The following is a 16,374-nucleotide window of genomic DNA, read 5'->3' on the forward strand; positions in this document are numbered from 1 at the left end:
TTGCAGGAGCAGGCCGTGGCACAGGTGGTGTTCGGCGACGGCGCCGGGCGCGTCGCGGCCCTCGGTTCCGGTGGTGTGGCGGGTGGTCAGGGCCTCGGCTTCGTCGGTGCGGTCGAGGGCGAGGAGGGTTTCGACGGCGGTGGGGACGAGGTCCCAGGCGTGGGCCCAGGCCTCCTTGCGGTCGAGGAAGGCGAGGAAGTCGTGCGGGTCGGTCAGAGCCCGCCAGGCGGCGTGGGGGTCGTCGCGGTTGAGGTGGAGGCGGGCGGCGCCGGCGGCGGCGCCGAGCGAGTCCAGGTGGACGCCCTCGCGGATGAGGACCTGTTCGAAGGCGTCGGCGGCCTGCGCGGTGCGGCCGCGGGCGGCGGCGACGAGACCGCGGACGGTCGCCAGCAGCCCACCCGCGTCCAGCGGACGATCCGGATAGCGCTCGTGGAAGGATTCCAGGCCCCGTTCGGCCTCGTCCCAGCGCCCGGCCTGCCAGTCGAGCACGACGCGGAAGGTGCGAAGATGCAGGTCCAGCGTCTGCATGTTGGTGCGTGCCACCAATGCGGTCGCCTCGGCGAGGGCCTGCGCGGCCGACCGGTCGTTGCCGACGGGGAGAGCGCCCCCGACACTGGCCGTGAGGAAGATCGCCGTGCCCTGGAGTATCTGCACGTCGTCACTCTCGCGGGGCAGCATCGCCACCAGCTCGGCGGCGGCGGGATCGGCGGCCACGCACTGCTGGCCGAACCTGGCGAGGTGGAGCAGCATCTGCGCGTAGTGGTCCTCGACGGCCGCCGGCAGGGCGAATCCGCGTTCGACCATGGCTCGCTGTTCGGCGAGTGAGAACCGGCCGGTCCTGGAAACACCCAGCAGGCCGAGCATCCTGGCCGTGGAGACCGGGTCGCTCTCCTCCACCTCGGACAGGGCGGTCAGCATCTCCTCCTCGCCCCCCGGATCACCCTCCTGGTACATCAGCGCCATCGCGACGGCCGATCGCATCTGGCCGCGAGCCGCGGTGGGCAGGCCGGGCAGCAGCATGATCCGGCGCAGCGCCGCCACGGAGGCGGTGCGGTCCGTACGGAAGTGTGCGGCCACGGCCATGGCCAGGGCCGCGCGGGTGAGCTGTTCGGAGGTGAGGCCGGGCTGGTCGAGGATCTCCTGGAGCAGTGCGGCGGCGGTGCCGTGGTCGCCGACCGCGGTGGCCTGGTCGGCGGCTGCCTGGGCGCGGGGCAGCCAGGCCGCCAGGTCGCCCAGGGCGCGGGAGTGGTGGGCGATCTGCACGAGTGGTGGCGGCTCCTGGGACAGCAGCACCTGAAGGATCCGCCGGTGGGCCCGGTTGCGTACCGGCCCGGGGATTGCGCCGTAGACGGCCTCCTGGGCGAGGGCGTGCCCGAACCCGTAGGAGTCCGGGCCCACCTGTCGCAGCACCGCCCCGCCCAGGGCCTCCAGCAGGGCCGCCTCGCCCCGGTTCCCGTCCAGGCCCGCCGCGTCGGCCAGCAGCGACTGTCCGGCCGGGACCGCCAGGACCGCCGCAGCGTTCACCAGCGCGGCGGCGTCCGGGCCCAGCCGGGCCCTGCGTTCGGCCAGCACCTCGCTCAGGCTTCGCGGCACCCGTAGCACTGTCAGGTCCGTGCCGGGCGGCACGGCGGCGAGGGTGACCAGGTCCTCCTCGATCACCAGCGGCAGACCCCCGCTCCGCTGCAGAAGGGCCCGCACCAGGGCCGGCTTCGGCCGGTCGCCGAGTACGTCCCGCGCCATGGCCCGCAGTTCCGGTTCGCCGAGCGGGCCGAGCCGGATCTCGGCCCCGCCCGTGCCCGGCGGACGGCGGAACGCGGCACCCAGCACCGGCCGGCCGACCGGGAGGTCCTCCGCTCGGTAGGTCAGTACCAGCGCGGCGTCGGCGGGCATGTCCCGTGCGAGCAGGAGGAGGAGCTCCCGGGTCGCCTCGTCCGCCCAGTGGACGTCTTCGACCACCAGCACGGTCGGGGCCACCGCCTCCAGCAGCGTCCGTACCCCCGACGCCACCCGGGACCGCTGCCCGCTCGACCCGGGGGAATCCGGTGGTGCCGGCGGTGGGGGAGGCAGCGCGCCGGCCAGGTTGGGCAGCAGCGGCGCCAGCGCCCCCGCCGACACGTCCAGCCGCTCCACGGACGGCAGCCACGCTCCGACCCGGCGCAGTGCGTCGACCACCGGCCCGTAGGCCAGTGGTTCACGCAGCGGATGGCAGCCGCCCACCAGTACCCGCAGGCCCTCGGTGCCCAGCACCGCGGACGCCTCCGCGACCAGCCGCGACTTGCCGATCCCGGCCTCGCCCTCCACCAGGACCACCGCCGGACGTTTCCCGGACACCGCGCCCAGCAGTGCCCGCATCTCGCGTTCGCGACCCGCGAACGCGTACCCGCGCACACCGCTGGAGGCCTTGCCGTCACCGAGGTCGTTCACAACCGGCTCCTGTCAGACCTGCGGCCTCCCCACGTGGGGAGGAGTTCGGCCTCTTCGTCCACGGTAGTCACTGCCGCCCCGGCCGGGACGGGAGGAACCGCCGTACCGGATCACGTCCACCATAGTTCGGCCTGTAGCAGACCACCGAGACCTCCCGTTTCCGCCAGGCGCACCCGTCGACCGCTGACGGCCGCACGCGACCTGCTGCTGCGCGGCATGCCCGACAACGACGCTCACCGGGAGCTCGACGCGAACGTCTTCGGCGACCACGGAAAGCCGCAGCGCGGGACGGTGCAGGCGGATGTGTGACTGGTGACGGCAGAGGATCGGACGCCGGCCGGCTTGCTTCGCCGGGGCCGCCTGACATGCTGTGTGGCGCACCGGAAAACCGGGTGACGCCCGGTGGAGCCGTGCCGCAGAATCAAGGCACGCGGCCACCAGGGCCGACAGCCCGTAGCTCAGTTGGTAGAGCACCGCCCTCATAAGGCGTAGGTCGCCGGTTCGAGTCCGGCCTGGCTGAGCGGGTGTAGCTCAACTGGACGAGCAGCCGTCTCCAAAGCGGCAGGCTGGGGGTTCGAGTCCCTCCACCCGTGCACACGAGCCCGTTCTCCCGGCCCCGGCGGGTTCGCTGCGCCGCTCGTCGGGCCCCCTGCCGCCGGCGTCGACCCGGATCCGGGAGTGTGGGTTCCCGGTCGCGGGGGCGAGACGCGTCCGTCTGCATTCCGGGGTGGCGGCGGGCAGCCACGTCCGGATTCGACGGCGGCCCCGGCCATGGTGCCGTCGGCCCTCGTCGACGCCTGGTGTCGGACGACACTCCTAGACTCCCCGGCTATGGAAGAGATCTTCGAGCTGGGCCGGATCACGTGCCCGTCCGGTGACCTGGTGATCATCGACGGTGGTTACCTCGGCATGTGGAGCGGGGACGAGTCTCCCGCCGGGATCGATCCCGAACAGTTGGGTGTCCACGACCAGGCCATGGCTGACGACATCGTCCGCGCGGTGGACTTCGAGATATGGGCCCGACGCCGAGGCTGCCGCCAGGTCCTTCGACCGGCAGCCGGGAACGACGCTGTACGACGTTCCGGCGTCCGGAGTCGCGGAGGTGGCGGGGCACTTCGAGGCGCACTGCCGTGAACGTGGCCTCGATGCCCGGTTGGAGGCTTTCGACGGCCGGGTGCCGCATCGGGAGCGGGTCCGCCGATGTGGGGTGGCAGGCGGCGGGAGCTTCCTTGCCTTCGGCGTTCCGGCCGTCGCGCTCGGTGGTCTGCCCCGCGATCGGGCTCTTCCCGTGGAGGCAACCCGCGTCGACGACGGATCGGGGTGGGCGGAGATGCGGGTCAGGGTCACCGATGTGCCGGTGGCGAAGTCGGTCCCGCTGGGGGACATCTGCGTGGACTGGGCGCGAGTGGCTTTCGGCGACGCCGACTCGCTCGGGGCCTGGGAACACGACGAGCCGTTGGACGGTCTGGCCGATGTGGCCTTCTGGGGTGGCGCACAGGACGAGGTGGCCCGAGAGATCGGTGCTCCCCGGCTCGGCGCGACTGGCGAGGAGGATCTCTACGGCTGGGCCGACCTGGAGATCGCCGAAGCAGTGGAGAAGGCCGAGGCGTTGCTGGCCTGGAAGGACGCGCATCCCCGACATGGCCTGGTGTTCGACTTTCGGCCGCACTCCCACCACTGGCAGGCGATGCGCGAGGTGCGTTCCTCGGCCCTGGAGGCGGGCACCGTCGAGGTGGGCGGCGCCCAGGTGCTGTTCTCGATGACCAGTTGGGGTGACGGATGGTTCCCCGTCTTCGCCGACCTCGACGAGAGCGGCGGTCTTGTGGCGGTACGACTCTCCTTCACCGACGAGGACGCCGAGTGAGGCGCTGCCCGGACACCCGCTTCCTTTGCTGACGAGGATCCGTGAGCGAATTCCCCGAGCGTGCTCGTCGCGCTGGTCTGTTGACTGCCGGCCGGGCCCGCGTTGTGTCGGAGGGAGGGACGTGTCGCCCCGCCCTCCGGGGGCCAAAGGAAAGTTAGGGCAGCCTACCTAAAGTTTGCTTGGCCGTATCCGCCAGTACCTGCCCGGGAGATCGAGGTTGCCCAGGTGTGGTCACCGGAATTGCCCGGACATAACGATCCTCCTCCGAGACTGTCCGAAATTCGACTGTCGGCCTAGGCTCTGGCCCGTGTCGATCCTTCGAAGACTTCGCGCTTCAGGCCCGCGAGTGCGGCCGGAACTCGACGACGCCGCCCTCGGTCGCGTGCGGCGCCAGCTGAATTCCGCCGCGATGCCGGGCCAGGATGCCATTCGCATCGAGCAGGTCGAGCGGCTTCTCCAGGAGGCCGGCACGGACTGGGACCGTCGCGCACACCGGTTGGCCGTCCTCGCCGAGGCCGCCGCGCCCTCGTCGCTCGCCCGCTTCTGGCGGCTGCGCCGCCCGAACAACGCCAACCCTCAGGTCTTCGAGGCGTGGGTGGAGCTGGTCCGCGGCCGGTACACGGGACGAATGGAGGACGCCCGCGCCGCCACCGACCACTGTTACGGCGCCGCCGAAGCGTCGCCCGACGACCCGACCCCCTGGGTGGTGCTGCTCGGGATCCTGCGCCTGACGCGCGCGGAGTCGCGCGAGCTGTTCGCCGTCTTCCACGAGGTGCGCGCACGCGACCCCTGGCACCGCGAGGCGCACCTGCAGATGCTGCGCTACCTGTCACCGGAGGAGTGCGGTTCGCGCAGCAGGCAGTCGGAGTTCATGGACGCGTTCCGGGCCGTGGTGCCCCCGAACACGCCGGCCGTGGGCGTGGAGCTGACCGCACTGGTCGACGAGCACGCCCGGATCGCCGCCCGGGGTGGCATCGAGGCGCTGCTGGTCCGCCGCCAGTGGACGAACGAGCGTGCCGCCCGGGTGCTTGACGCGGCCGTGGCCGACTGGCCCCGCCCCGGCCACCTACGGCACGCGGCCGCCCTGGCCGACCTCAACGTGCTCGCCTTCGCCCTGGTCCAGGCCGGCCGTTCGCGTGAGAGCGCAGACACCTTCGACATGCTCGGTGACGTGGCCACCGCCTGGCCGTGGTCGCTCGACGGCGACCCGCTCCGCCAGTTCGGTTACTGGCAGTCCAAGCGCTGACCCGGGGTGTCCGCCCGGAGGTGGCCTCCGCGTCCGGTACGGGGTGGCCGGCCCGGCCCCTACTCGGGGTCGGTGTCCTCGTCGAAGTCTCCCAGGTGCAGCACGGGCTCCGGGTGTGGCCCGCAGACTGCCGTCAACAGCCTGGTCAGGTGGGAGGCCATCCCTTTGGGACGGACCGTCTCGGAGGTGGCTCCCAGTTCCTCGGCAGCCCACCAGCGGTACCCGTAGCAGGCCTCGGCCGTGTCGATCCTGATCGTGCTCGCCTCGGCGGCACTGACGCGGGCCAGGCGGTACTCCTCGTACTGGTCGAAGCGCTGCCCGTCGACGGTCAGGAGCGACTGCCGTGTCCAGACGACCGCACTCAGCCGCTCGACGGGCAGGGACAGCGCCGTCTCCTCCCGTACCTCGCGCACCGCGGCCTGGGCGTAGCCCTCCCCGTCCTCCATCCCGCCGCCGACGGTGAACCACCACTGCGCGCCCGGCCTGCGGGGGTCCCGGCCGCAGAGCAGAAGGAGACGATCACGCTCGTCGATCAGAAGGACACGGGAAGTCCACCTCTTCAGCATCATGGGCACCGACCCTACAACCGTGGACCCGAGCACCCCCCAGAGCCACCTGCGAGTGCACCGGTCGGTACCGGTCGGCACCGAGAGCGTGAACTGCCGGGCGACCGACACCGCTCGGGCGGTACGGGCGGATCACGTTCTCCGAGGTCGCCCGGAAGGTGACCGGGATCCGGGGACCTTCTCCGCGCGGGACTTCCGGCGGACCGGCTCAGTCGCGGTCGGCGAGTTCCTGGGCCAGTTCCGCGCAGCGCACCCGGGCCGGGGAGAAGCCGTGGGGCAACCTGGTGACGGCCTCGAACACGCTCATGCCGCCCTCCTTGGCCTCCGTTTCCGCAGTGTCCTCGGCGGCCTCCGGGTGAGCGGCGTCCAGGGCGTCGAGGAGGGCTGCTTCCTCCTCCTCGATCCCCGACTCCTCGATCACCGTCATCAGGGTCTTCTCGAACGCGTGGCGCCGAGCGGCCGTCTCGGCAACACGCGGGTCGTCGACGGCGACGGTGTCGTCGAGCGCTTCCTCGGCAGCGTCCACGCGGTCGGACTCGGCCCGGAGCTCGGGGTGGGCGGCCAGCGCCATGAACCGGGATGCCTGCACGGCCGCGCCGAGCGGGCCGAAGATCCGCTCGGTGACGAGTAGCGTGTCCAGATCGTCCTGGCGCAGCGAGCCCTCGGGAAGGTTCTTCAAGCGACCGGTGACCGCCTCGGAGAGCAGGCCCATCCGGCTGCCTTCGGCACGCATCCGCTGTACGCGGGCCTGCTGCCGGGCGAGTTCTGCCGCCCGGGCGGCAAGGTCCTCCTCCAGCCGGGCCAGGGTGGCCTCTATGCCGCCCCCCTCGCTCTCGCCGGTCTCGGCCACAGTTGCGGTGTTGGTGAAGGCGTCACGGATGTCGTCCAGGGTGATTCCCGCTTCGGCCATTTTCCGGATCCACAGGAGGCGGACCACGTCCTGGAAGCCGTAGCGCCGACGGCCGTCGCTGCCCCGCCCGGGCTCGGAGATCAGGCCCATGTCGTGGTAGTGCCGGATCGCTCGCGGTGTCGTGCCTACGAGGGCCGCCACGTCACCGATCTTGGCCTGACGTGAAACGAAGAACGACGTGGGCATCGGCGGAGGGCCTTTCGCGAACGAATGAGGACGGCTCCACCTGACCACATGACGCTACGGAAGTCGCAACCCTGCGCCAGCCTCCCGCCGGTCGTACAGACCGTCGTGGTTCGTACGAGAGGGGCGAGCATGCCGAAGCGGCCTTGACGTCCGGGGCGGGCCCGTGGATTGCCCACCGGGAAGCCTCCGCATCATGCGTTCATCTCCCCGGGCTCCTGCGCGGATGAGTGGTGCGCATGCGGGCGACCCTTTGGTGCGTGCTTCCGGTGGTGCTTGCAGGGTGTTCGCGTCGTGCAGAGAGTAACGATTTGATAACGCAGCGGGATGAAAGCGCGGGGGGCGCATCTCTAGAACGTGCCGGGCCTGTTGGTGCCGGTGGTTTTCGAGAGTGGAGGGGGGTTCCACGATGTGGGAAGCATGCTCCGTCGGCAGGTCGCCGGTGTCGACTCTGCACGAATTGCTGGTGTCCGAATGGCGCGCGGGCGGAACGGCGGCCGCCGGGTTGCGGCGCGTCGGGTCGCGCTCCGCCCGGGCCGCCCGGGGCGCGAGGTTCCGAGCGGTTCTGGTAGCGGGAGTCGCGGCGTTACCGGAAGGGGGTGCGGTGCGTGATGTCGCTTCGCCGGGGGGCGCCGGCCGCCGGGAACCCGCGCGCCGCCGGCTCGGCGGCCGCGACGGCGCGGCAGGCCGAAACGGCGTGAAGGGCCACGAAGGTCCGACCGGCGACGGCGGTACAACGGGACGGCCATGGCCCGGTCAGGGCCCGCACGGTGGCCGGGTGCGGCGCCGCAAGCCGATCACGGTCCAGGTGGTGGCGCTGTACGCGTTACCGGGGGTGCCCCCGCCCGGCCTGACCGGAGCAGAGGTTGCCGGCGGCATCGAGGGGAAGGCGCTGCTCGCCCGGTCGGGGGGTGGTGTCACGCTCCCGGCAGCCCGCCCGTTCCGCACCGACGCGCAGATCGTCCGGAGCCGGTCGCGCACCCTGGGAACTTCCGACAGGCCGGACGGCTCTCGCGAACGGCACCACCTCCGAAGTCACGGCGGCCGGCCAGCACCTGGTCGAGGGCCGCACCGACCCGGATGTGGCGGTGTCGGCGGCCGTCCGGACCCTGAAGCCGGACGTCCCCACCGGGCCGTCGACGCAGCAGCAGGAGTGGCTCAAGCAAGGGACCCGGCACGGATCGGGGAGTTCGACGAGATCTTCGCGGACACCCTGCACAGTGCCCACGGGCAGGTGTCCGTGGTCGTCGCCCAGGCGCGCCCCGGCGCCGGGAACTCCACGGTCCGGGATCCGGCCGCCACGGCCGACAGCACGGCGCCCGACCACACGGGAGCCCTGGGGGAGACCCGGCTCGTCGACTTCGACGAACTCGCCCCGCTGCAGAGCGGTGCGGACCCGCCGCCCGCGCGCCGCCCGTCGCGGCCTGCGGATCGACCCGTAGGACGACGAGCGAAGAGGAAGGCTGTGCGTCGCCTGCTCGGCAGGCCTGATCCCGTCGCCCTGTTCTGCCGCCATGAATCGAGGCCGTCTGTGCAGTTCGGTATGCTCGGCCCGCTGTCCGTCCGGGTGGACGGAGGGGAGCGTGAGGTGCCCGCGCCCCGGCAGAGGGTGGTGCTCGCCCTGCTCCTGATCAACGCCAACCGCGTGGTGTCGGTGGACCGGATCGCCGCGGCGGTCTGGGACGGCGGCCGGCCGCCGAGCGCCGCGGCCACCGTCCGCACGTACGTGATGAGGCTCCGCCAGGTCCTCGGCGGTCAGGCCGGCAGACGGATCCTCACCAGCGCCCCCGGCTACCGGATCGAGCTGGACGAGGACGAGACCGACCTCGGACGCTTCACCGCCCACCGCGCGCGGGCCGCCGCCCACATCCGGGCCGGCGAGCTGGAACCGGCCTCGGCGGAGTACTCCGCCGCCCTGGAGCTGTGGCGCGGGGAACCACTGGTCGACATCCCCTCCCGCACGCTGCGCGAGGTCGAGGGCCGCTACCTGCACGAACTACGCCTGCAGACCGTGGAATCACGGCTGGACGTCGACCTCGCGCTCGGCCGGCACGCCGAGATCATGCCCGAGCTGTGGCGCGAGGTCCAGGAGAGCCCGCTGCGCGAAGCCCTCGTCAGCAGACTGATGCTGGCGTTGTTCCGGGCCGGCCGACAGTCCGAGGCGCTCGCCCTGTTCCAGCTGACCCGCACCGCGCTGATCGACCAGCTCGGCGCCGAACCCGGCCCGGAACTACGGGAGATGCAACGGCGCATCCTGGCCGCCGACGACTCCGCGGGTACCGAGGCCCCGAAGGCCGACACCGCCGGGCCGGAGCCGCAGCGCCCCGGCCCGTACCCCGGCGAGCCGCGCCGGCCCCGCCCCGCCCAACTGCCGGCCGGCCCGCCCGAACTGGTCGGCCGGAGCACGGAGGAACGCGAACTCGCCAACCGGCTGCTGGCCGAGTTGCCGACCGCCGCGGTCACCGTGGTCACCGGCAGCGGCGGTATCGGCAAGAGCGTGCTCGCGCTCCGCGTCGCGCACGGTGTCCGGGACCGGTTCGGCCACGGGCAGCTCTACGCCGACCTCGGCGGCACCGAGAATCCCGCCGAGCCCGGCGAGGTGCTCGCCCGCTTCCTGACCGACCTCGGGGTCGCCGCCGAGGCGATCCCCGCCGACCCGGACCAGGCCGCCCTGCTGTACCGCTCGCTCACCGCCGACCGCCGGGTCCTGGTGGTCCTCGACGACGCACGCGGTGCGGCGCAGGTCCGGCCGCTGCTCCCCGGTGGCCGGGCCGGCCGGGTGATCGTCACCAGCCGCGACCGGCTCGCCGACCTGGACGGAGCCCACACCATCCTCCTCGAACCCCTGGACGAACCCGCCTCCCTGGAACTCCTCGGCTCGATCGTCGGCCATCGGCGCGTCGAGGCCGAGCCGCAGGCCGCCCGTTCCGTCGTCCGGCGGTGTGCGGGCCTCCCGCTCGCCGTCCGCATCGTCGGCGCCCGCTACCTGGGCCGCCCGCACTGGGACCTCGGCCGGCTCGCCGCCCGGCTGGCCCGCTCCGCCCGCCTGCTGGACGAACTGCGGGTCGGCGACCTCGGCGTCCGGATCGGCCTGGAACGCGACTACCGGACCCTGCAGCGCGACGCCCCGCGGCTGCCGTCCTTACCCGACCCCGCCGCCGCCTTCCGGATGCTGGGCGCCGTCGGGGCCGAGCACACCGACGCCCGCATCGCGGCCGTCCTGCTGGACTGCCAGGTCGACACGGCGGAAGCCGTCCTGGAGACCCTCGCCGACGCCCACCTGCTGCACGCCCGCGGCTTCGGCCGCTACCATCTCGACGATCTGCTGCGCGCCTACGCGAGGGAGCGGGCCGAGGCGGAGGACCCGCCCGAGCGCCGCGCCGAGACACTGCGCCGGCTGCTCAGCTGCTACCTGCGGATGGCCGAGGAGCAGCTCGACCCGGCCGCCGGCCACGACGAGGCGGGCCCGGTCCGCGGCCCGTCCTTCGGACCGTCCTTCGTCCCCTGGGCGCCCGCCCCCGACTGCCACCCCGACGCCGAGGACTGGTGGCGCGCCGAGCAGGCCAACCTGAGGTCCGCGCTGGAACTGGCCGCCACCGCCGGACTCGACCCGGTCGGCCACCGGCTCCGCTCGGTGCTCGGGCGGACGTCGCCGAGTCTCCGCGGGGCATAGCCCCCGCCCGTCCTTCCCGCTCCGCACCCCGCAGGGCCCGCCGGGCCCGCCGCACCCCGCCGACCGGCGTCCGGACCCGGACGCGCACCCGACAAGGAGTCCCATGGCCCAACAGGTGACACCCACGCAGGAACTGCTCGACTACATCAGGGGGACGTCACTCAGGGACGACGAGCTGCTGGCGGGACTTCGGGCCGAGACCGCCGCCCTACCGGCCGGCGAGGCCATGCAGGTGATGGCCGAGGAGGGGCAGCTGCTGGCGCTGCTGGTCGCGCTGACCGGGGCCCGGTCGATCCTGGAGATCGGCACGTTCACCGGGTACAGCACCCTCTGCATGGCCCGCGCCCTGCCGCCCGGCGGGGAGCTGGTGACCTGCGACCTCACCGAGCGCTGGCCCGCCATCGGGGCCGGGTACTGGGAGCAGGCCGAGGTCGCCGACCGGATCGAGCTGCGGATCGGCGACGCGGTGGAGACCCTGGCCAAGCTGACGGCGGAGCGCGGACCGGAGTCCTTCGACCTCGTCTTCATCGACGCGGACAAGGCCAACTACCCCCGCTACTACGAGGGATCGTTCGCCCTGTTGCGGCCCGGCGGCCTGCTGGTGGTGGACAACACGCTGTTCTTCGGTCGGGTCGCGGACCCGGCCGCACAGGACCCGGACACCGAGGGCGTCCGCGAACTGAACGCCGCTCTGTACGCCGACGAACGGGTGGACATCTCCCTGCTGACCGTCGCCGACGGCATCACCCTGGTCCGCAAGCGGTCCTGACGCCGGAACGGGCGGCCATTCCCGGCCGGAGGCGGCCGTTCGTTCCGACGTCACCCGGCGCCCGGATGCCGGGCTACCTGGTATTCATCAACTTCCTTTCCGCAGCTCAGAAATGATGATCCATCAAACAACCTGTTCGCCGGTCACCGTCAGGGCGGACCTTCCCGGTCGGTGATGACCGGCAACATCCCATGTTCGCCGGGGGGCCCGCCAACCTCGGCCCTATGGTGAGGAGATGACATCATTCCGTGCCAGGGAACGCCGCATGATGGGAGAGATCGGCGATCTGGCGGCGGCGAAGCTTCCGTTGGAGCAGTTCTTCCGGCAGCTCCTCACCGTCCTCGGACCCACCCTCGGGTCCGAGGCGGGCTGCCTGCACGGGGCCGATCCGGTCACCGGCTTCCTGACCTCCACCGTTGCCGACGGCCTGCAGCCGACCGCCTTCGAGCACGCCATCTGGTTGGAGATGTGGTCCGACGACACCACCCGGTTCGCCGACATCCGGGCCGCCGGCCGCGTCGTGGAGACCGTCCACCGGGCCACCGGGGGCCGTCCCGAACGCAGCGTGCGCTACCGGGAGCTGCTCGCCGAGAACGGACTGGGCGACGAGCTGCGGATGAACTTCGATGTCGGCGGCGGGCGGTGGGGAGCCGCCGCACTGATGCGCGAGGCCGGATCGGCACCCTTCGGCGCGAGCGAGCAGAGACTGGCCGAACGGGCCGCCCGGGCCGTGGCCGCCACCCTGCGCGACTACGCACTGCCCACCGCAGGCACCCCCGACGGGCAGGACGTCCGAGCGGACCCGCTGGACGGACCGTACTGGCTCGGGGTCGCCGTCATCGGCCCCACCGGTCAGCTCGCCTCCGCGGACTCCGGGGCCCGGCAACTGTTCGAGGAGCTCGCCGAGTCGCAGTACCGCCCCGCCGGAGTACCGACGGCACTGGTCTACCTCGCCGAGCGGGCTCGCACCCACGCGACCTCCGCGAACGCGGGCGCCCACGCCTGGACCCGGCTGCGCCGCCCCAGCGGCCAGTGGCTCACCGTCCGCGCCTCGCTGCTCGACCAGTGCCCGCGGGGCAGCGTCGCCCTGGTCGCCCAGCCCGCGAGCCCGGTCGACGTCATCCCGCTCTCCCTGCTGGCGCACCGGTTCTCCCCCCGCGAGCAGGAGGTGGTCCTGCAGGCAGTACGGGGCCTGAGCACCAGGGACATAGCCCACCGGCTCTTCCTGAGCCCGGCCACCGTCCAGGACCACCTGAAGTCGGCCTTCACCAAGACCGGCGTGCGCAGCCGCCGCGAACTCGTCGCACTTCTCGCGGCCCCGTACACCGCCGGACTCGGCCGCCCACCGGCCTGACGCCCCCGCCCGACCGCCCCCGCCCCCGTCCTCGTCTCGCCACCGCCCCGCCCCGACCCGGAACCCGGTGCGAGCCCGGACAGCACGAAGGCCCCAGGTCGCCGGCCTGGGGATCTGCTGTGGAGCGGTCCGCAACAGGCCGTCTCCCTACCACAGGGAGGAGGTCGTCGCGCCTCCCGCAAACCTGGGATGTCACCGGTCGCCGCCGGATGGGAAGGTCTGTCCCGGTGCCGCCCCTGAAGGGGGGTCCGCCCCGCACCCATGACGCCCTCCCGGCAGAGGAGTTCCTGCCCCATGCCACGCGCCCCTCACCCCGGAGTACCCGCCGACCGACGAGACCCCCGCCCCGCCTCCCGCAACGCCGAGGACCCCGAACGCCGGACGGCCCGGCCGTCCGAGGGCGACCGGGCCGCTCGTACCGGAGCCCTCGCGCCGGGCCCCGAGGGCTCCGGTCCGGAACCGGAGGAGGAGGCGGTACGGCCGGGCGGACTACTCGCCGCCCCGCCCGGCCGTCACCACCGCGCCGCCGTCAGTTCCAGGGGTTGGCCTGCTGGTCGTTGATGGCGGTCCAGAAGCGGGCGTTGGGGGCGATGTTGCCGTACGCCCAGAAGCTCCACCCGCCGACGTAGTCCAGGTTCGGGCCGTAGCGGCCGTCGTGGAACTCGGCCTGGCGCCAGCCGGTGCCGAAGGCCGCCTGGCAGACGCTGTTCGCGGCGGCCTGGCTGTTCAGCCGCGAACCCTTCACCGGCTGGCTGAGCGCGACGGTGCCGCCGGACCAACCGTTGTAGAAGCCGATGCTGATGCCGTCCGGCGCCGGGCTGCCGTCCACGGTGATGCAGAGGACCGGCAGCGAGACGGACGGGAGGGTGTCGCCGTTGTACGGGTCGCTCGGCGTCGAGTGCGCAGGGCCGCCGACCTGGACGGTCCCGTCAGGGCCCGACGCGAGCACCTTCCAGGTCATTCCCTTGTGGGTGGCCGGCCCGGCGGCCTGCGCGGTGCTTGCCGAGAGGGGGACGAGGGCCAGGCCGAGTGCGACGGCCAGGGCTGCGGCCTGCTTCATGCGCTTCATCCAGCTGCTCCTTGAGTGTGGGGGAGCCGGCCCCAGCGGGGCCGGTGAGAGAAGACTCCCAACCGGATGCACAAAGTTGACACGAGTCCGTCATTGAGTGGTCACGAGCTTCGAAGGTATCCGGGTCGGCTCGACGTCGGCCATCCACGGGAGGGACGCATGGAGTTCAGGATTCTGGGGCCACTGGAGGTGTGGACCGACGACGGTAGGCGGGCCCGGACGGAAGGGGCCAAGCAGGAGCGGATGCTCGGCACCCTGCTGCTGAACGCCGGGGCCGTCGTCCCGGTGGCCCGCCTGGTCGACGCGGTCTGGGGCGACGAACCGCCGGCCACGGCCCACCGCCAGGTACGGAACCTCGCCGGGCTGCTGCGGCGCAAGCTCGCCGCCGCCCAGGACGGGCCGCCGGTGCTGCTCACCGACGGCCCCGGCTACCGGATCGCACCGAACGGCCACCAGGTGGACGCCCTGACCTTCGCCCACCGGGTGTCGGTGGCGCGCCGACTGGCCGAGCACGGCGAACCCGCGGCAGCCGTCGAGGAGTTCCGATCGGCGCTCGGCCTGTGGCGCGGCCCGGTGCTGGACGGGCTGTCCGGCAGCCTGGTGGCCGCCAGCTCGGTGGCACTGAACGAACTTCGGCTCACCGCCTGGGAGAACTGCCTGGACCTGGAGGCCGAACTCGGCCGGCACCGGCAGACCGTCCCGGAGCTGACCGCGCTGGTCGCCGAACACCCGCTCCGGGACCGCCTCGTGACGCAGCTCGTCCGGGCCCTGCACCGGGCGGGCCGGCAGGCCGACGGACTCGCCGCCTACCGCCGGTTCGCGCGACAGCTGGCTGACGAACTGGGCCTCGACCCCGGGCCGGAACTCCAGCTCCTGCACCAGGAGTTGCTGAAGGACGGGCCCGCCCCGGCCGCCCGCCCGCCCCGCACCCGGCAGCAGGTGCCCAGGCCCGCCCAACTGCCGCCCGCGCTGGCCACCTTCGTCGGGCGGAGGGCGGAACTCGGCGCCCTGGACGGCCTCGCCGACCCGGCCGGATCGGCCGGCTCGGTCGGCGCCGCCGGCATCGGCGTGGTGACCGGCGGTGCCGGGACGGGCAAGACCGCCCTCGCCGTCCACTGGGCCCACCAGGCCCGCGAGCGCTTCCCCGACGGTCAGCTCCACGTCAACCTGCGCGGGTTCGCCTTCGGCCCGCCGCTGGCTCCGGACGAGGCGCTGGCCCGCTTCCTGCGGGCCCTCGGCACCGATCGCGAGCGGATACCCGGCACCGTCGACGAGAGCGCCGCCCTGTACCGGTCGCTGCTCGCCGACCGCAGGGTCCTGGTACTGCTCGACAACGCCCGCAACGCCGAACAGGTCCGCCCGCTGCTGCCCGGCTCGGCGGGCTCGCTGGCCCTGGTGACCGGTCGGGACGGGCTGGCCGGGCTCACCGCCTGCGACGGCGCCCGGCGGCTGGTGCTCGACGTCCTGCCCCAGCCCGACGCCGTCGAACTGCTCGCCCGGATCGCCGGCGCCGACCGCACCCGCGCCGAACCCCGCGCCGCCGCCGAACTCGCCGCCGCCTGCGGCCACCTGCCGCTCGCCCTCGGCATCGCCGCGGGCCGCCTCGCGGAACGACCCCACCGCACCCTGGTGGAACACGCCGCCGAACTGCGCGACGCGGAGGACCGCTTCACCGCGCTCCAGATCGACGGCGACGCCACCTCCGCCGTCCGGGTCGCCTTCGACCTCTCCTACCGCGCCCTGCAACCCACCGCCCAGCGGCTCTTCCGACTCCTCGGCCTGGCCCCCGGCAACTGCGTCAGCACGGCCGCGGCCGCCGCACTCTCCGGCTCGGCCACCGCCGCGACCAGACCGGTACTCGAACACCTCGCCGCCGCCCACCTGCTCAACCCCGCCGGCCCGGACCGCTACCGCCTCCACGACCTGCTGCGCTGCTACGCCGCCGAACGCGCCACCGCCGAAACCGGCCCCGCCGACCGCGCCGCCGCCCGGGAACGCCTCCGCTCCTGGTACCTGCACCACGCAGAGGCGGCGGCCCGCCTGCTCACCCCGCAGCGCCGGCGCCCGCCGCTCACCGCCGCGGGCCCCTGGTACGAGCCGCCGCGCTTCACCACCCCGGCCGAGGCGCGGCAGTGGTGCGAGAGCGAGCACTCGTACCTGTCGGAGACCGTCCGGTACGCCGCCGAGCACGGCCTCGACGCGCGGCCCGTGCCGGCGCCGGGCAGCGCGACCGGCTGACCCCGGCGCCGGCACGGGCCGCGCACCTCGGGCCGCGCACCTCGGGCCGCGCACCTCGGGCGGTGCACCTCGGGCGGT

At 73.3% G+C, this 16,374-nt stretch carries 11 protein-coding genes and 2 tRNA genes; 9 read left to right on the forward strand and 4 right to left on the reverse strand.

Going from position 1 to position 16,374, the window contains the following annotated elements:
• Positions 1-2,424, reverse strand: a 2,424-nt coding sequence (locus ACFWOG_RS20165) for an ATP-binding protein (RefSeq protein ID WP_380359995.1), incomplete at its 3' end; no start/stop codon positions are given.
• Between the two features lie 447 nt (positions 2,425-2,871).
• Here ACFWOG_RS20165 and ACFWOG_RS20170 point away from each other — a divergent pair.
• From ACFWOG_RS20170 to ACFWOG_RS20190, 5 genes are all read left to right on the forward strand, one after another.
• A tRNA-Met gene (locus tag ACFWOG_RS20170) sits at positions 2,872-2,944 on the forward strand.
• A tRNA-Trp gene (locus ACFWOG_RS20175) sits at positions 2,945-3,017 on the forward strand. It begins immediately after the preceding tRNA gene.
• A 238-nt stretch (positions 3,018-3,255) separates the two neighbouring features.
• Positions 3,256-3,558: a hypothetical protein gene (locus tag ACFWOG_RS20180; RefSeq protein ID WP_380359997.1), complete on the forward strand. Its 303-nt coding sequence runs from the start codon at positions 3,256-3,258 to the stop codon at positions 3,556-3,558.
• Positions 3,527-4,288: a hypothetical protein gene (locus tag ACFWOG_RS20185; RefSeq protein WP_380359999.1), complete on the forward strand. Its 762-nt coding sequence runs from the start codon at positions 3,527-3,529 to the stop codon at positions 4,286-4,288. The genes ACFWOG_RS20180 and ACFWOG_RS20185 overlap by 32 nt, the downstream gene beginning before the upstream one ends.
• 409 nt (positions 4,289-4,697) lie before the next feature.
• Positions 4,698-5,534 carry a hypothetical protein gene (locus ACFWOG_RS20190; RefSeq protein WP_380360001.1) on the forward strand — a complete coding sequence of 279 codons (837 nt, stop codon included), beginning with the start codon at positions 4,698-4,700 and terminating at the stop codon, positions 5,532-5,534.
• A gap of 59 nt (positions 5,535-5,593) precedes the next feature.
• On the opposite strand, the gene ACFWOG_RS20195 is transcribed toward ACFWOG_RS20190, so the two are convergent.
• Positions 5,594-6,103, reverse strand: a complete 510-nt coding sequence (locus tag ACFWOG_RS20195; RefSeq protein WP_380360002.1) for an NUDIX hydrolase — start codon at positions 6,101-6,103, stop codon at positions 5,594-5,596.
• Between the two features lie 205 nt (positions 6,104-6,308).
• Positions 6,309-7,196 carry a MerR family transcriptional regulator gene (locus tag ACFWOG_RS20200; protein WP_380360004.1) on the reverse strand — a complete coding sequence of 296 codons (888 nt, stop codon included), beginning with the start codon at positions 7,194-7,196 and terminating at the stop codon, positions 6,309-6,311.
• 1,150 nt (positions 7,197-8,346) lie between these two features.
• Between ACFWOG_RS20200 and ACFWOG_RS20205 the strand changes: the two genes are divergently transcribed.
• The 3 genes from ACFWOG_RS20205 to ACFWOG_RS20215 all read left to right on the forward strand — a co-directional run bounded on the left by ACFWOG_RS20205 (position 8,347) and on the right by ACFWOG_RS20215 (position 12,989).
• Positions 8,347-10,866 carry a BTAD domain-containing putative transcriptional regulator gene (locus ACFWOG_RS20205; protein WP_380360006.1) on the forward strand — a complete coding sequence of 840 codons (2,520 nt, stop codon included), beginning with the start codon at positions 8,347-8,349 and terminating at the stop codon, positions 10,864-10,866.
• Positions 10,867-10,969: 103 nt separating this feature from the next.
• Positions 10,970-11,635 (forward strand): O-methyltransferase, encoded by a 666-nt coding sequence (locus tag ACFWOG_RS20210; protein ID WP_380360008.1) that lies wholly within the window; start codon positions 10,970-10,972, stop codon positions 11,633-11,635.
• A 235-nt stretch (positions 11,636-11,870) separates the two neighbouring features.
• Positions 11,871-12,989 (forward strand): LuxR C-terminal-related transcriptional regulator, encoded by a 1,119-nt coding sequence (locus tag ACFWOG_RS20215; RefSeq protein WP_380360010.1) that lies wholly within the window; start codon positions 11,871-11,873, stop codon positions 12,987-12,989.
• A gap of 529 nt (positions 12,990-13,518) precedes the next feature.
• Here the strand turns inward: ACFWOG_RS20215 and ACFWOG_RS20220 are convergent.
• On the reverse strand, positions 13,519-14,058 hold the full coding sequence (locus ACFWOG_RS20220) for a hypothetical protein (protein ID WP_329875229.1): 540 nt from the start codon (positions 14,056-14,058) through the stop codon (positions 13,519-13,521).
• Between the two features lie 159 nt (positions 14,059-14,217).
• Here ACFWOG_RS20220 and ACFWOG_RS20225 point away from each other — a divergent pair, with 159 nt between their 5' ends.
• On the forward strand, positions 14,218-16,296 hold the full coding sequence (locus ACFWOG_RS20225; RefSeq protein ID WP_380360012.1) for a BTAD domain-containing putative transcriptional regulator: 2,079 nt from the start codon (positions 14,218-14,220) through the stop codon (positions 16,294-16,296).
• Positions 16,297-16,374: the final 78 nt, after the last annotated feature.

The organism is Kitasatospora sp. NPDC058406 (assembly GCF_042722765.1).
Taxonomy (GTDB): Bacteria; Actinomycetota; Actinomycetes; order Streptomycetales; family Streptomycetaceae; genus Kitasatospora.